Annotated in this window: 17 protein-coding genes; 7 read left to right on the forward strand and 10 right to left on the reverse strand. The window is 68.4% G+C overall.

Annotation, left to right across the window (positions count from 1 at the left end; all coding sequences use genetic code 11):
• Positions 1-264: 264 nt before the first annotated feature.
• The 7 genes from lhgO to M6B22_RS06710 form a co-directional block, all read right to left on the reverse strand.
• Positions 265-1476 (reverse strand): L-2-hydroxyglutarate oxidase, encoded by a 1212-nt coding sequence (lhgO, locus tag M6B22_RS06680; RefSeq protein WP_269444987.1) that lies wholly within the window; start codon positions 1474-1476, stop codon positions 265-267.
• A gap of 4 nt (positions 1477-1480) precedes the next feature.
• Positions 1481-2929 (reverse strand): aldehyde dehydrogenase family protein, encoded by a 1449-nt coding sequence (locus tag M6B22_RS06685; protein ID WP_269444988.1) that lies wholly within the window; start codon positions 2927-2929, stop codon positions 1481-1483.
• Complete coding sequence (locus M6B22_RS06690) at positions 2926-4113, reverse strand: iron-containing alcohol dehydrogenase family protein (protein ID WP_331459796.1); 1188 nt, start codon at positions 4111-4113, stop codon at positions 2926-2928. The genes M6B22_RS06685 and M6B22_RS06690 overlap by 4 nt, the downstream gene beginning before the upstream one ends.
• Before the next feature lie 212 nt (positions 4114-4325).
• On the reverse strand, positions 4326-5231 hold the full coding sequence (locus M6B22_RS06695) for an SDR family NAD(P)-dependent oxidoreductase (protein WP_269444989.1): 906 nt from the start codon (positions 5229-5231) through the stop codon (positions 4326-4328).
• Between the two features lie 29 nt (positions 5232-5260).
• Entirely contained in the window at positions 5261-6043 is a 783-nt protein-coding gene (locus M6B22_RS06700; protein ID WP_269444990.1) for an acetoacetate decarboxylase family protein, read from the reverse strand.
• Positions 6044-6082: 39 nt separating this feature from the next.
• Positions 6083-6520 carry a nuclear transport factor 2 family protein gene (locus M6B22_RS06705; protein ID WP_269444991.1) on the reverse strand — a complete coding sequence of 146 codons (438 nt, stop codon included), beginning with the start codon at positions 6518-6520 and terminating at the stop codon, positions 6083-6085.
• A 25-nt stretch (positions 6521-6545) separates the two neighbouring features.
• A complete protein-coding gene (locus tag M6B22_RS06710; RefSeq protein WP_269444992.1) occupies positions 6546-6974 on the reverse strand; it encodes a hypothetical protein in 429 nt (142 codons plus the stop codon).
• Positions 6975-7153: 179 nt separating this feature from the next.
• Here M6B22_RS06710 and M6B22_RS06715 point away from each other — a divergent pair, with 179 nt between their 5' ends.
• Together M6B22_RS06715 and M6B22_RS06720 are read left to right on the forward strand one after the other, a co-directional pair.
• A complete protein-coding gene (locus M6B22_RS06715; protein WP_269444993.1) occupies positions 7154-8320 on the forward strand; it encodes a lactonase family protein in 1167 nt (388 codons plus the stop codon).
• 3 nt (positions 8321-8323) lie between these two features.
• Positions 8324-9070 (forward strand): alpha/beta fold hydrolase, encoded by a 747-nt coding sequence (locus M6B22_RS06720; RefSeq protein WP_269444994.1) that lies wholly within the window; start codon positions 8324-8326, stop codon positions 9068-9070.
• A 145-nt stretch (positions 9071-9215) separates the two neighbouring features.
• On the opposite strand, the gene M6B22_RS06725 is transcribed toward M6B22_RS06720, so the two are convergent.
• Both M6B22_RS06725 and M6B22_RS06730 read right to left on the reverse strand, forming a co-directional pair.
• Complete coding sequence (locus M6B22_RS06725; protein WP_407935593.1) at positions 9216-9983, reverse strand: SDR family NAD(P)-dependent oxidoreductase; 768 nt, start codon at positions 9981-9983, stop codon at positions 9216-9218.
• On the reverse strand, positions 9983-11413 hold the full coding sequence (locus tag M6B22_RS06730) for an aldehyde dehydrogenase family protein (RefSeq protein ID WP_269444996.1): 1431 nt from the start codon (positions 11411-11413) through the stop codon (positions 9983-9985). Before M6B22_RS06730 ends, M6B22_RS06725 begins: the two co-directional genes overlap by 1 nt.
• A 269-nt stretch (positions 11414-11682) precedes the next feature.
• On the opposite strand from M6B22_RS06730, the gene M6B22_RS06735 reads away from it, so the two are divergent.
• From M6B22_RS06735 to M6B22_RS06755, 5 genes are all read left to right on the forward strand, one after another.
• A complete protein-coding gene (locus M6B22_RS06735; RefSeq protein ID WP_269444997.1) occupies positions 11683-12318 on the forward strand; it encodes a TetR/AcrR family transcriptional regulator in 636 nt (211 codons plus the stop codon).
• Between the two features lie 144 nt (positions 12319-12462).
• On the forward strand, positions 12463-12819 hold the full coding sequence (locus M6B22_RS06740) for a hypothetical protein (RefSeq protein WP_269444998.1): 357 nt from the start codon (positions 12463-12465) through the stop codon (positions 12817-12819).
• A gap of 110 nt (positions 12820-12929) precedes the next feature.
• Positions 12930-13259 carry a Rieske (2Fe-2S) protein gene (locus M6B22_RS06745; RefSeq protein ID WP_269444999.1) on the forward strand — a complete coding sequence of 110 codons (330 nt, stop codon included), beginning with the start codon at positions 12930-12932 and terminating at the stop codon, positions 13257-13259.
• A 3-nt stretch (positions 13260-13262) separates the two neighbouring features.
• Positions 13263-14057: an enoyl-CoA hydratase gene (locus tag M6B22_RS06750; protein ID WP_269445000.1), complete on the forward strand. Its 795-nt coding sequence runs from the start codon at positions 13263-13265 to the stop codon at positions 14055-14057.
• A gap of 28 nt (positions 14058-14085) precedes the next feature.
• Positions 14086-14718 carry an SRPBCC family protein gene (locus M6B22_RS06755; RefSeq protein ID WP_269445001.1) on the forward strand — a complete coding sequence of 211 codons (633 nt, stop codon included), beginning with the start codon at positions 14086-14088 and terminating at the stop codon, positions 14716-14718.
• A 12-nt stretch (positions 14719-14730) separates the two neighbouring features.
• On the opposite strand, the gene M6B22_RS06760 is transcribed toward M6B22_RS06755, so the two are convergent.
• Positions 14731-15567, reverse strand: coding sequence for a hypothetical protein (locus tag M6B22_RS06760; RefSeq protein ID WP_269445002.1), 837 nt, complete (start codon positions 15565-15567; stop codon positions 14731-14733).
• Between the last annotated feature and the right edge of the window lie 115 nt (positions 15568-15682).

Genomic DNA, 15682 nt, shown 5'->3' on the forward strand with positions numbered 1-15682 from the left:
AGCGCACTCGGCCTGAGTTCCCAGCTCGGGGCTCGTCCTCCTTGGCTGAGGCGGACCGTGGTTATCCCGCCTTCACGCCGGGCGTCGACCTCGGGCGTGTGTGGATCGAGGCTGCGACGTACTCGGCGAGGGGGCGGCGCGCCGGCAAACTAACCGTACTGGAGGCAGTGCTGCACCGCGGGCTCACCGCCGCCCGAAGACGATCATGGGGCGTAAGGGTGCCGACGTTCTCGAACGCACTTCCCCGATGGGGGTCGCTCGCAGTCAGCCAGCGCCGAGTCGTTGCACGATGAACTGCGCGATCGCGAAACTGGCCGTGGCAGCAGGCGAGGGCGCATTGCGCACCGATAGCACGCGACCGTGCCGTTCGATAACGAAATCGTCGACGAGCGCGCCGCTGTCAGATACGGCCTGAGCCCGCACGCCGGCGCCTGGACGGACTAGATCGCGCGTCCGTAGCTCAGGGATGTATGAGCGAGCGCGCCGGGCGAACAGCGACTTGAGGAGCGAGCCAGCGAGTTCGTAGATGCCGGTGCGCCAGTGGCTGCGGGCCATACGCCAGGTCCCGGACCAGCCTGCAAGTTCGGCTACGTCCGCGAGGCGGACATCGCGGCGCCGATAGCCTTCCCGGGCCAGCGCCAGAACCGCGTTGGGGCCGACCGATACGCCAGCGCCGCCGATCAGCTTGGTGAAATGCGTTCCGAGGAAGGGGTAGCGCGGGTCGGGCACCGGATAAATGAGTCCGTTGACCAGCACAGCGCGATCCCTGCGCAGGTGGTAATACTCGCCGCGGAAGGGGACGATCTGCGGGCCGCGGCTGCCACCAGCCATCCGTGAGACGCGATCGGTCTGCAGTCCCGCGCATATGACCAACCGGCGGGCCATGACCGGGCCGCCGGTCGTGCCGACTTCGACGCGATCCCCGCGATCCCCGATTGCCTGCACCTGACAGCCGAGGCGTATCTCGCCGCCGAGCCGCAAAACATCCTGGGCAATCGCGCGGGTGATCGCGCCGAAGTCGACGATCGCCGTTGAGGGCGAGAGCAACGCCGCGTAGGCACGGCAGTGCGGCTCCCTCGCCCGGACCGCGGCCGGGCCGATGATCCGGACGCCCGGCACGCCGGCATCGGTAGCGCGCTCGAACAGCCTCTCCAGAGCCGGCATCTCGTGCAGGTCACGCGCGACGACGAGCTTGCCGCACTCGTCGTAGGCCAGTCCGTGTTCGGCGCAGAATTCGCGAAGCAGGCCGACGCCGCGGCGGCAGAGTTGCGACTTAGCCGAGCCGGGCTTGTAATACAGCCCCGCATGGACCACGCCGCTGTTGTGTCCGGTCTGGTGCGCGCCGACCGTCGACTCCTTGTCCAGTACTACCACCGAGTAGCCCGGCCGGGTGAGCAACAACTCGCGCGCAACCGCGAGGCCGACGATGCCGGCGCCGATGATGCAGTAGTCGGCGACCGGCGAGAAGACGCGCATTTGATCAGCCGAATCGTACGGCCGCGGTCTTCACCCGGGTATAGAACTGCAACCCTTGCACGCCCTGCTCCTTGAACGCGGAACCGGAGTCCCGGAACCCGCCGAATGGGTGGTGGACGTCCCAGCCCGAGGTCGGCAGGTTCACCGCGATCTGGCCGGTGTCGACCTCAGCGATCGCCCGCTCCGCCGTCGCCAGTGAGGTCGTGAACACGGACGCGGAGAGCCCGTACGCGGAGGCATTCGCCAGCGCGATCGCCTCGTCCACCGACTCGGCGCGCCACGCGGCCAGCACCGGGCCGAACACCTCTTCCTGCCACAGCGCCGTCCCCGGCCCGACGCCGGCCAGCAGCGTGGGCGCGAAGAAGCAACCGTGGGCGAGGTTGGGCTTGTCGGGCACCGAGCCGCCGGCAAGCAGTTCCGCACCGGCGTCGATGGCGCAGTGGACCTGCCCCTGCACGGACGCCCGGTGGTCGAGGGTGACGAGCGGGCCCATTGCGGTGGCTGGATCGAGCGACGGGCCGACGGCAATCTTGGTAACGCGCCGCGCTAACTCGTCGATCAGCCGGTCATGTACGCCCGCGCAGGCGATGAGACGGCTCGTCGCGGTGCATCGCTGGCCGGCCTGTCCGAAGGCAGCGCCGAGGATCGCCTCGACCGCGAGGTCGATGTCCGCGTCGTCGGCGACGATCGCCGCGTTCTTCCCGCCCATTTCGGTTTGCAGCCGGACGTTCCTGGGCGCCAGCCGGCTTCGCAGCGCGTTGCCCACCGCATTGGACCCGGTGAACGTCACCCCGGCCAGTCGGCGATCGTCGAGAACCGTCTCGTCGAGAATGCTCGGAGTGCAGACGAGCACGCCGAGTGCGTCGTCCGGCAGCCCCGCGTCACGTAACACGTCCTCGAGGATCAGCGCGGCCAACGGGGTATCGCGGGCTGGCTTGAGCAGGACCTGGTTTGCCGCCGCCAGCGCTGGGGCAAGCTTGCGCGCTGGGGTCAGGAGGGGGTCGTTCCATGGGCAGATCGCCAGGACGAGACCGATCGGTTCCGTGAGCACGCGGGCGTGAGAGTTAGGCCGCGCGTCGGCAAGCAGTGTCCCTTGCGCCGAGCGCGCAAGCGCGCCATAGAATTCGAAGAAGTCAGCACTCTTCTCCACCTCGACCCGGGCCTCGCGCAGCACCTTGCCGTTCTCGGAGGCGATGATTTCCGCGAACTGCTCCTTGCGCTCGCGCAGGATCGCGGCGGCGCGCAGTAGCACGGCTCCGCGCTCGATGGCCGGAGTCCGCCGCCACCGCGAGGATTCCGCGACGATGTCGACCAGCTCTCGCGCCTGCGCGGCCGACAGTGGCGCGTAGCGCGCCAGCACTCGCCGCTGATCGGACGGGTCGAGATCGTCCATCTCGTCCGGAGCGGCACCGGCTTCCGCACGGGTTCCGATGCGATGGGTGATGGTCTTCAATTCGAAAGCTCCGCAGCTCGCGCGGCAGCCTCGAGGTCGCCGCGAAACCACGCGGCGTACAGCGCCTGGACGGCAGACGAGGCCATCGGGACGGGGTTGGTCGGGCGGGGGTACACGGTGGTGCATTCGTGTGCCATGGCAGCCGACTCGGCTTCCGAGATACCTGCGGCGAGCGGTGTCGACGGAATGCCGAAGGACGCCGCGAGCTCGGCGATCGCGGCGGCCGCCCCGGCGAAGTGGCCGGGCGAGGCGCCTGAAATGACCGCACCGAGGAAGAGCAGATCGGGCGAGGCGGCCGCTGCGTTGAACGCGACGCAGAAGGGCAACGCCATCGCGCAGGTGACTCCGTGCGCGAGTTTGGAGCGATTCGCCACGGTGTAGGCCATGGAGTGGCCGACCACGACGCCCGCATTCAGCGCAATCCCCGCGAGGAACGCCCCGTACAGCGTCGCCCGGCGGGCCTCGAGGTTCCCCGAGTCGCGGTAGGCGACCGGTAGCCAGTGCATGAGCAGTGTCGCCGCGCGCAGCCCCATGCTTGCGGTCAGTGGGGTGCTGCTCGTAGACAGTGACGACTCGACGGCGTGCGCCAGCGCATCCATGCCAGTGGCGGCCGTGATGTGCGGCGGCAAGTCGGCGATGACGGCGGCATCCAGGACGACGCCGAGTGGCACGAGCGACGGATGGCTCAACACGTGCTTGCGCACGCCATCGCTGAGTACGGCGACACGGGTCGCCTCAGCCCCAGTGCCAGCGGTCGTCGGGACGAGCACGAGCGGCTTCGCCGGCTTCAGCCGCTCGGTAGCACTCAGGTGGTCGGCGATGTCGCCGCGGTTGGCGAGCAGCAGCGCAACGACCTTCGCGAGATCGAGGACACTGCCGCCGCCGAAGCCGACGACGACATCAGCCCCACTTCCCCGCGCTGCCTCGACCACCTCGACCGCATCGCTGAGTGTCGGCTCCCCCGCAGGCTCTGCGAACACCTCGACGCGCCAACCCGAGCTTTGAAGGCTGCCGAGCAAACCGTCGGCCAGTCCGCGGTCGATGAGGAAGCGGTCGCTCACCACGAACGCCGTCCGCCCCGCAACACCCCATCGGCGGAGGAGTTCGCTTAGGTCGGAGACCGAGCCGTCGCCGTGCGCGACGTGCGCCGGGAGGTGCATCTCCCGGCGCTCACCGACGTGCATTCTGAGGCCGCAAGACGAGGGGCTCGATTCGACGAGCGGCGGCGGGCCGACGACGGACGATAGTTCGTGTACCACTGTTCTTGGTCATCCACCTAGTCGAAGGAGCAGCACGGCGCCGAAATGAAATCGTATTCACGCTAGCGGTGGCCGCTTCGAAACGTCAAGCTGATCGGGTTGTCACCACACATGAGAAGACAACAGAACCGAACGGATCAGCGCACTGCGATGGAGGGCATCAGAGTGTGACTGTCCATCGAGGTGATCACTTCGAAGTGGTCGCGCACGACGTCGACGATGAGCTCGGGGTCACTGAACCCCGTGCCCAAGGCGAAGGTCAGCCGGCTCGCCTCGCCCGCCATCGCGTTGAAGAACTCGCCGTTGCTAGGGCATGCCGGATGGCACAGCCACGCGACCACCGCCGACACGACCGACGTCGAGCGCTCGGCGAGCCGCGCGGCGTCGGCCAGGTCGACGCCGAGCCGTTCGGCCATGTGCGGCGCAAGCGCATGCGTGCGCACGGCTTGATCGAGATCATCGCCACCGTCGCCGGCCATGCCGGTCAACGCCGTCGGGAGCACTGCGTTCACCGCCACCCCTTCGGCCGCCCCCTCGAATGCGAGCTGCCGGGTCATCGCCAGCAGAGCGCCCTTCGAGGCGCCGTAGTGGACAAGATCGTGGGCGCCACCCATCACGGCGGCCTTCGACGCGACCATGACCACGCGCCCCGTGCCGCTGCTCCGCAAGTAGGGCCACGCGTACTTCGTGGCGAAGAACGGACCGTAGGTGTTGACGCGCATCGTTTGGTCGAAGAGATCGTAGGTGGTGTCCGCGAACGCGCAGTGCACTGCGATGCCTGCATTGTTGATCAACGCGTCGACCTGGCCGAACCGCTCGACGGCCGCCGTGACGAGGCCCTCTGAACCGCTGTCGGTCGAGATGTCGTGACCGTCGGCAACCGCGATTCCGCCGGTCGCCTCGATTTCCGTGACGACCGCCCCAGCGTTTCGGATGTCGTTGACGACCACTCGCGCACCCAGCGCGGCCAGCAGCTTCGCGTGCGAACGCCCCATACCGGCCCCTGCGCCCGTTACTATGACGACCCGGCCGTCGAATCGCACGCCAGCGTCCGCGGCACTCTCCTGCGACATCAGTCGAGCCGCGAAGAGGCCGCGCGATCCAGCTGTGACGCGGCCGAGACTGTCACCGTCGCCGGCAGCACCTCCAGCACGGGCAGCGCGGCGAGCGTCCCGATGATCCGGGCCGAGAACGGGCACTGATCCCACGTCGGTGCGTCCCAGACGACACTTCCCGTACCTGTAGACATGGACGTGACCCGTGATCGGGACACCTGTTTCACGGGATAGTCGACGTCGACCACGCCGCGCGGCCCCGGGATGAACTTCCAGCCGAAGGTAATGGAGTCACTTCCGCTGCTCGGCTCCCGCTGAAGCACCGGCTGGAGGCCAGAGGCGGTGACGCGGAGCAGCCGCGTGCCGTACTCGTAACACTCGAACGCGGCGCCACCGGGAACGTACTCATGGTCCGGCATCTCGCCGACCATCTTCGAGATCCCGAGGTACTCGCGACCGGAAATCACGGGGTGCGGGTCCGACTCCCAGACGACGAGGCCGTAAGGAGCCTTGATGACCTGCTCGCCGTCACGGCCGAGGACATCGATCGAGATACGGACGCTGCGATAGCCCCGGCCTGCCAACCAGTCGACGTCGGTGTGCGTGCGGCCGATCACCGTGACCTTCGCGGGCTCGGCCAGCGTGAAGTGATACGGGACGAGCGGCTCGAGCGCCGCGGGGTCCGTCAGGAAGGCGTGGGCGATCATTCGCGTCTCGCCATAGGTCGCCTGCGCCCCGATATCCGAGGGGCCGAAGACGACGGGCATGTCATAGCGCCGCCCAGGTTCGGGTTTGAACATTTCTCTCGTCTCCTTTACTAGCAAGGACCGGGCGCGCGGTTATCGGGCCGGGCTCTGCGCGAGGAACTCGCCGGCCGGCATCTCGCGGCGATAGCGGACATTGAGGCGGCGCTCAGCGAATAGCCACTGCTCCGCCTCCCGCACGTACCGGTCGCTGTAGGTGATCACTTGCAAGCAGTCGTGGTCGCTTCCGGCGCGGCGCAGAATCTCGACTACCTGCCACTCCCCGTGAACACCGCCGGCCTCCGCTAGACGGCCGCGCGTAACCAGCTGGAGAATCGACTCGTACATCGGAAGCAGCTGGCGCCACAGCGCGACGATCGAGTCTCGGCCGGTCACCGCCTTGGTGCGCAGGTGCCACGTGGAATCCTTCGCCCAGGTGCTGCCCCACTGCTCGGCATTTCCTGCGGTGACCGCCGCGGCATAGCGCACTACCAATTCGCCGATGCGAAGCTCGTCCTGAGCCGAGAGCGCCATGGAATCTGAGAGACCCGAAGGCAGCTCATGCAGGAGCGAACTGGTAGGCGGCGAACATCAGGGTGGGCGCGATCACAGTCCAGTCCCTCGGTCGGGTGATCATCGGCTTGCGCAGCGTCCGCAGCGTGCTCGCGCCGATGCGCCGGGCGCGGCCTTGGACCCATCCATGTCGACGAGTCGCACATTGACGTCCCAGTGAGCGGCCCTCGCGACGTTGGCTCGCAGCTTCTCGGCGACGACTTCTCCGCGACACGTCGTCAATCTTGGTCAGCTCGTTGAACAGTCCGACCGAGCCGCGGCTCTGGGCCCGGCCGAACTCGTCGCCCTCCTCACGGTGCTGCCGGACGCGAAAGTCGCGGTGATCCTTCTTCGACGCGACCGGGGCGTCTGCGGCGACGGCGATCAGCGGCTCATCTAGGTCAAGGGTCACCGGAGGGACCCCGGGGTCGGCCATGCAAAAATCTCCTCTTGAAATCGTATTCATACCCTAGCCATGAGCTCCTGGCTGCGTCAAGCACCTACCTTGCCCGGGCGCCACCCGGGACGTATCCTGAATACGAATACATGCCGAGCTGGTCGGTCCGTGCACCGGAACGACCACAACGCTCGCCACCCGCACGAATGTCGGAGTCCATGACCACTTGGCAGGTCTACGCCGGTACCTTCACGAAGCACTTCGTGCAAGAGGTCGAGCGGCTGCGCGCGGACAGCAACGTCTGGTGGGCGAATAAGGGAGCCGATGTCGGCGCCCCTAGGCCGTCCCCGTTCATCGACGGGAAGCGCTACCCGGCCGGCGGCGAGTTGGCCGACGGCCTCGAGGTCTTCGAGTTCGACGACCAAACCGGCGCGCTGGCGTTCCAGCAGGCGTACACCTCTGACATCGCGAACCCGCAATACGTTGCCCTGCACCCGAAACTGCCTCTGCTCTACGCCTCCCAGATGGCCCGGCCGAGCCGGCTCTCGGCGTTCGACATCACCGACGGCGCCCTCGATTGGCGGTTCGCGGTCGACACCGGCGCCGATCTCGCGATCGCCGTAAGCGTGCATCCGAGCGGGCGGCTCGCGTACGTCGCGCATTACTCGGACGGCACACTCACCGCATTGCACCTCGACGACGACGGCAGGGTCACGCACGCTGAGCCGGTCGTGCGCGGGCAGGTGGCCACCGGCTCCAAGCGTTTCTCGCGGCATCATGAGTCGCATTTCACCGTCAGCGGCAACGCGCTACTGGTCACGGACATCGGGCTGGAGGAGCTGACGGTCTATCGCACGGCAGCTGACGGCGTGTTCACCGACGACCCGCCGGCCCACATCGCATTCCCCGAGCGCAGCGCGCCGCGCCATATGGCGTGCCATCCGTCTGGCCGGTACGTGTACGTCGTCGGCGAGGCCGACTCCCGGCTGTACGTCGTCGCCGCCGATGACGGCGTCCCGACGCACCTGCTCGGGTCCTACCTCACCAGACCCGAGTCGTATGCGGGTGACAACAAGACCTCCGACATCAAGCTGCACCCCAACGGCCGCTTCCTCTACGTCGGCAACCGCGGCAGCGACTGCGTGACCACCTGCCTGCTCGACGACGGCGGCGGGGTGCAGATCGCCGGCTTCCATCCCGCGCTGGGCAAGGGGCCGAGCGCGCTCGCGGTCGACCCCAGCGGACGGTTCCTGCTGGTCGGCAACACCTACTCTGGGAACCTCGCCATGCTTAGCATCGGCGTCGACGGCGAGCTCGATACAGCGGCGGCACCGATTTCGGCCCGCGCACCGCGGTGTCTGGTCTTCGGCGAGCGGTCCGAGTAGGGCATGGACGGTCCCACCGTCGTGCTGGTGCACGGCTCGTTCCACGGCGGCTGGTGCTTCGCTCCCCTCGTGGCCGCCCTCGCGACGCGCGGGGTGGCCGCTGTCGCCGTCGACCTACCCAGCCACGCTAGTTCGGTGCTCCCGCGCCCCGGATTGCACGCCGACGCAGCCGCGGTGCAACAAGTGCTCGACGCCTGCGCCGGGCAGGTCGTCCTGGTCGGTCACTCATACGGAGGGTCGGTGATTACCGAGGCTGGCGTTCACCCGGCTGTCGTGCACCTGGTCTACCTTTGCGCGCTCATGCCGGACGGCCACGAATCGGCCAGTGACGTGCTCGCTCCCGAGGCCGAGCTCGCCGACGAGGGCGGCCCGCGGCCCCGGCCCCGCATCACCGACGGAGCGACGTACGACAAGAACGGCCTGATGTCGATCGCTCCGGAAGTCGCCGCGCGCGCGTTCTACGGCGACTGCTCACCGGAGACGGTCTCCTGGGCGCTGCCGCGGCTGCGGCCGCAGCCGCTTGGTTGGGTCGAGGATCGCCCACACGCCGTCGCCTGGCGCGTCCGGCCCTCGACGTACGTGGTCGGCGCCGATGACCTGACGATCCACCCCGACTTGCAGCGGGGATGGGCGAAGCGATGCACGCGGTCGGTGGAGCTGTCCACCGGACACTCGCCGTTCCTGTCCGCCATCGACCGGGTGAGCGACCTGCTGGTGGAGATCGGCCGGGACGCCGTCGCGCCGGTCTGATCAGCCGTCTGCTCGTATCCGCGTGCCCGGTTGCTCGTCCCCCTCCCTCTTGAGTGGGCGTATTCCGCTGAGTGGGTGGCCTTAACTGCCTACTCAACCCGCCACTGCCCACTCAACGAGCTGGTGCGCAGGAACTCGGCGCCGGTCACGTGATCGTGAATCCGCCATCCACCACGATCGTCTGCCCGGTGACGTAGCCACCGGCGTCGCTGGCCAGGAAGATCAAGGCCGCCGCCAGTTCCCGCGGGTCCCCGGTGCGCCCGACCAGCACGCGGCCGAGCTGCCCCGCGAGGTATCCCTCCGCGTACTGGTCGGTCATCTCGCTCGCGAAGAACCCCGGCGCGAGGGTGTTGACCCGGATGCCCTTGCGGCCGGTCCATTGCTGGGCGAGATCGCGGGTCAGTCCCGCCAGCGCGGCCTTGCTCGCGGAGTACGCGGCTTGTGGCAGGCCGGCTGTGGTGATGCCGAGGACGCTGCCGATGTTGACGATGCTGCTGCCCGGCCGCATGACCCGGCCGCACGCCTGAGCCATCCAGTAGCAGCCGTTCAAGTTCACGTCGATCACGGCGCGGAACTCCTGCGGAGTCTCGCGGGTGGCTGGTCGGGAGCTGGCGACGCCGGCGTTGTTGACCAGGACGTCCACCGTGCCGAACTCGGCGAGGGCCGCATCGACCACCTTCTTACTGTCCTCCGGCGCGGCCACGTCGGCCTGCACGGTGAGGGCGCGGCGACCGAGCCGCTCGACGGCATCTGCGGTCTCCCGTAGGCGGTCGGCACGACGCGCCGCGAGCACCACGTCGGCCCCCGCCTCGGCGAGGGCGACGGCGAATGCGACCCCGAGCCCCGAGGACGCCCCGGTGACGACGGCCGTGCGACCGGCCAACCCGAACAGCTCCACCACGGACCCCGGCATCATCGCGCCGCCGGGCGGTTGATGGTCTGCAGCTCGACGAACGCCTCGACGCCGTAACGGCCGTGCTCCCGGCCGAGCCCGGACTCCTTGAAGCCGCCAAAGGGGACCGCCTCACCGGAGGCACCGTTCACCTTCACCGTTCCGGTGCGGATCCGGCGCGCGAGTCGGCACGCCCGGCCGACGTCGGCCGACCAGATCCCGCCGGACAGGCCGTACGGGGAGTCGTTTGCGATTCGTACCGCCTCGCCCTCGTCGTCGTAGGCGAGCACCGCGAGAACCGGCCCGAAGATCTCGTCCTGAGCGATCCGCATCCGGCTGGTGACGTCGGCGAAGACAGTCGGGCGCACGTAGTACCCGCGAGCGAGCCCGGGTGGTGCGTTCGGGCCTCCGGCGACAAGCCGGGCGCCCTCGGCGAGTCCTTGCTCGATGTACCTGCGGACGCGATCACGCTGCCCGGCGGAGACCAGCGGACCGAGGTCGACGTCGTCGTTCGGATCACCGACGGTGTAGGCCTCGGCCAGCGCGCGGGCACGCTCGACCACCTCGGCGTACCGGCTGCGCGGTGCGAGCAGCCGGGTGAGCGCCGTGCACACCTGGCCGCTGTTGAGGAAGCAGGACCGCACGACCGCAGTCACCGCGCCGTCGAGGTCGGCATCGTCCAACAGGATCGCCGCCGACTTGCCGCCGAGTTCGAGCCCGACGCGGGCTACGCGGGCTGCGGCCACCGCCGCGATCTGCTTGCCGATCGACGTCGATCCGGTGAAGGACACCATGTCGACGTATGGGTGTCGCACGAGGGCATCGCCGACGCTCCCACCGATGCCGTTGACGACGTTCAGTACGCCGGCCGGCAGGCCGATCTCCTCCGCCGCATCGGCGAAGGCGAGGGCGCTCGTCGGCGTCAGCTCGCTCGGCTTCAGGACGACGGGGCACCCGGCCAGCAGCGCAGCCGCCACCTTGTCGACCGCCTGGTTCAGCGGGAAGTTCCACGGCGTGATCGCGCCGACGACGCCGACGGGCGCGCGCACGACGGTGCTGTTGCCGACCTGCTCCTCCCAGGCGATGGTCTCGGCGAGCTGAGCGTAGAGCTCGAACTTCGACAGCGGGTACGTGACGTGCGTGCGCAGGGCCAGCGCGGCGGGCGCGCCGAGCTCATCGGTGATCGCCCGGGCGAGATCCGCGCTGCGGTGGCGCATCGCCTCGCCGAGCCGCGCCATGTAGTTGCCACGCTCAAGTGGCGGAACGTCGCTCCACCCGTCGAAGGCCGACCGCGCCGCACTGACCGCGAGTTCGATGTCCTGCACGGAGCCCGCCGTCAGCTCGGCGACGACCTCCTCGGTCGCCGGGTTCACGACCGGAAGCGTCACACCCGCGCTCGACTCGAGCCAGCGACCGCCGACGTAGTTCCGGGTAACGCGTGGGACCGTCATGCGTCGCCGGTTCCCGTCAGGGCCGGGACGATCTTGGAGTGCTGGTGACCCCCGCCGAGACGATGCGGGTTGGCCGCGTAAACGAAGCCCATCATCTCGGGTGCAACGGCGCGCATACGCCCTCAGCCTCCAAGGAGTGTCGACGTGACTGGGTCCGGACGCCGCGGCCCTGATGGTCCGCGTGGCCACCTTTGAACTAGCGCCCACTTCTTACTTGTGCACAGTGTGTGCGGTAATACGAAGGACGCGCAAGTGCTAATCTTTCGTTCGTGGTTCTCGACCCTGTGGTAACCGACGCCGTGCAGCTGCCTCGCCGCCGCCTATCGCGCGCCGAGCAGAACGACGCGAAACGCAGGCTGCTGCTCGCCTCGGCGCTCGAGGTCTTGACCGAACAGGGCTACCAGGCGATGACTCTGGAAGAGGTTGCCGAACGGGCCGGTTTCACGCGGCGGCCGATCTACACCCTGTTCGGCTCGAAGGAGCAGCTGGCCCTCGCCTTATTCCAGACCCAGACCGATCGCTTCACGCAGGACATGCTTCAGGTGCAGCCGGGACGCACGCTCAAGAGCACGCTCAAGCGTCTGGCCGAGATGCACAGTGAGCTAGCCGCCAGCGACGCCTTCCGGCCGATGTTCGAGCTGCAGACCGCGCTCAACGGCGTAGCCCTGCGTGACGAGGCGATCCATCGAGCTTTCACCGAGTTCCTCGGCAGCCAGCACGAGCGCTTCGTTGCTTGGCTAGCGCACGTCTGCGAGGTCACTGGGCAGCGTTTTCGGGCGCCGCTCGACCGCGTCGCCAGCTTGATGGAGGCAGGTATCGCCGGGCTCACCACCATGGGTTTTCTCGACCCGAGCTATCAGCGCGCCGAACTGCGCTACCACCTGCTCCTCGCGTTCGTCGACTGACCCCCACGCACGCAGTCACGTCGCTCCGGCCCGATTGTGCACGCGCTGATATTGCGCACAACATGTGCGCTAGCGCGATCTGCGCGTAAGTGTTACGGTCTGCCCGAGCGTCGTCACGCCGACAGCAATGGGAGATGACTGCGGATGTATAAGCGACTCGATGCCGTCGGATTGACCGACTACGTGGTCGATTTGCAGGCCGGAAACACGCTGAAGTGTTCGACCTGCACGACCCGGGTCCTCATCATGCAACTGCCGGTCGCCGCCCTAATCCCCGAGTGCTGCGGCGAACGAATGCTTACCTCCACGCCGAATCCGTGCAGCGCGCCCCAGCTGTTCCTGGTGCGGGACGCCGTCGGCTCGTTCGCCGGCTCCTGGTACATCGACGTCGAGTCCGGGCTTGTCCTGCGCTGCACTCACGGCGGCCGCGGCGCGATCGTCTACGCCGGCCGAACCCTCACCCGGATGGCCACCCGCCCGGGTGCGGTCGCGAGGGCCTAGCGCGGATGCCGCGGTTCAGCCTTGCCCCCCTCAGGCGCCGCCGCCTGCACCGGTCGGCCGAGCCCCAGCGACCCGCGCCCCCGCCGGGCGGTGCTACCTATGCGTGCTCGATGTCCGAGCTGCGGCGGCGCGGGCGGGTCGTCGTCGAACTGTCGGAGCCGCGCGTCGAGGTCCTCGTTGTGCACAGCGCCGGCTGGGTGTTCGCGGTCCAGAACCGGTGCCCGCACCGGGGCATTAGCCTGGCCGGCGGCGAGCTACGCGGTCGGAGCATCACCTGCAGCGCGCACCAATGGCGCTTCGACTTGGGCAGCGGGCACTGCCTCAGCGCCGTGCGCACCCGGCCGCAAGCGCTCATCACGGTCGACACCTGGGTCCAGGACGACCGGGTGTGGCTGACGGTTCCCGCCCAGCAGCTGGACTCGCTGCGGAAGGGTGGCTGACCAATGATCGAAAGCTCCGAACCCGTCCTCGTCGACGTCTCCGACCGCACTGCGACCGTCACCCTCAACCGCGGGGCTTCCCGCAACGCCCTGAGCGCGCAGCTGAGATCAACCCTTGCCCAAAGGATCCGGGAGCTCGACGAGGATCCGGGCATCGACGTGCTGATCCTCACCGGGGTCGACCCGGCCTTCTGCGCCGGCCTGGACCTGAAGGAACTGGCCAGCGGCGCGCACGACATCGCTGACTCGGTCGGCAAGCCGGACCGGAGCCAAGTACCGCTCCCGCCGACGCGCAAGCCGCTGATCGGCGCGATCAATGGCGCGGCGGTGACCGGTGGACTCGAGTTGGCGCTGCTATGCGATTTCCTCGTCGCCTCTGAGCGGGCGAGATTCGCAGACACGCACATGCGGATCGGCGTCCACCCGGGGTGGGGGCTGACGGTGTTGCTGCCGCAGGCGGTAGGTCTGCGTCGGGCCAAGGAACTCAGCACGACGGGTCGGTACCTCGACGCCGCGACGGCGCGCGACTGGGGGCTGGTCAATCACGTCGTGGAACATGACGAGTTGCTGCCGTACTGCCGCCAACTCGCGACAGCCATCGTCTCGAATGACGCGGCCGGTGTGCGGGCGATCTTGCAGACGTACGACGCCGGCGCCGAAATCACCGTCGCCGAGGCCTGGGTCGTCGAAGCGTACGCCGCCCGGCACTGGCTCACGCAGGGCGGCGGCCGGGCCGACGAGATCGCCACCCGCCGGGCCGCCGTCCAGGCCTGGGGCCGCGCGCAGGCCGGCGACTGACCACCACGACACCACTCTGAGGAAGTCCATGCTGCTGGAGAACTCGTTCACCGTGCCGGTCCCCGTCGCCGAGGCCTGGAAGGTGCTACTCGACGTCAACCGAATCGCCGCCTGCATGCCGGGCGCGACCCTCGACAGCGCCGACGCGGACGGCTTCGAGGGCCGGGTGAAGTTGCGCGCTGGTCCGGTCTCGCTCACCTATCGCGGGTCGGGGCGCTTTATCCAGCGGGACGTCACCGGGTGGCGCGTCGTCGTCGAGGTGAGCGGCCGCGAGCAGCGCGGCAGCGGGAGCGCCGAGGCGACGATGACCGCCATCCTGACCGGCTGCGGAGCCGAGACGGCGGTCTCGGTGCAGACCGAGCTCAACCTGACCGGACGCCCCGCCCAGTTCGGCCGCGGCCTGCTCGCGGACGTGAGCTCAAACATCGTCGACCAGTTCGCCGCGAACCTCGCCGAAGAAGTGCGGCGGGACGACTCGGAGCAGCCGCGTACGGCTGCGACGGAGTCCGAAATCAAGCCGACCGTGCGCTCTGACGCCACCCCGGCCCGATCCGACACTATCGACATCCTCCGAGTCGCGCGTGGCCCCCTGGCGATACGGATCGGGTCAGCCCTGGGGCTTCTCGCGGCGCTCGTCGTGGCGTGGCGTCACCGGCGGTGACGCGTGCGTCGCTCAGAGCTTGACCTCCATCGAATAGCTCAGCTCGCCGACGAAGCGGCGGTTGGGACCGAGCGGCAAGATGGCCGCGGTCTCCCGCTCGACCGCACGGTCCTCGAACTCGATGACCATGCGGTAGGAGGCGAATATGTACGAGGTGGTCGTGAGCCGCGTCAACCGCTCGAACTCGACGGTGCGGCCGGCACCACCTGCCGCCCAGGCCGCGCGCAGTTCGGCCTTGTTTCGTGCCACCATGCGCGAGCGGCGCGTCCCGTTGACCTCGACGATGCGAATTGCACTGCAGGTGTCGTCCTCGACCAACTCCAGCCGGGCGTCCAGATCGCCCGACTGCCACGACGCGTCGAACTGGTCCAGCTGCCGGCTCAACGCGATCCGCACGTCCTTGGTGAGCCTGTCGGCGGCCCACGCGGGTTCGGTCCAGGTGACCTCGCCGATGATGCCGTCCGTCCAGGCGGGAAAGAGCACGGCGACGTGGTTGCGCTCGACCCGACCCGTCTCGTGCATGGTCATCTCGCCGCGCGTGTCCGTCACCTTGTACCAGCGGGAGTACACGTCGTTCTCCCCGTAGGATGTGATAAGCGACCACGCGTTGACCCGCTCGACGTAAAACTGCTCGACCTCGTCGAGGTCGTATGCCAGCTGGAGTTCGTACTGCCCGGCGGCGGGCGAGGTCATGATCGCGAAGTGCTGGTCCCACGCGCTGATCGTCGACTTGATTACCGCGACGTCGTTGCTCCGCTCGGAAACGCCGTGCTCGCGCGCCGTGCGCCGGCCGGTCATGCGGTCGTGCGGGAGGGCGGACTGGACAGAGCGCCTGGCGGAGATCGACATGCGAAGCAACTCCTCTGTTTGGCGATTGCTAGACAGCGTAAAGTCCGTATGCGGAGGAAACAAGATTCTTGATGAGCCGACTTCAAATCCTGCTTTACCGAACCGCCTGGGTATC

This window comes from Jatrophihabitans cynanchi, assembly GCF_027247405.1.
GTDB classification, from domain to species: domain Bacteria; phylum Actinomycetota; class Actinomycetes; order Mycobacteriales; family Jatrophihabitantaceae; genus Jatrophihabitans_B; species Jatrophihabitans_B cynanchi.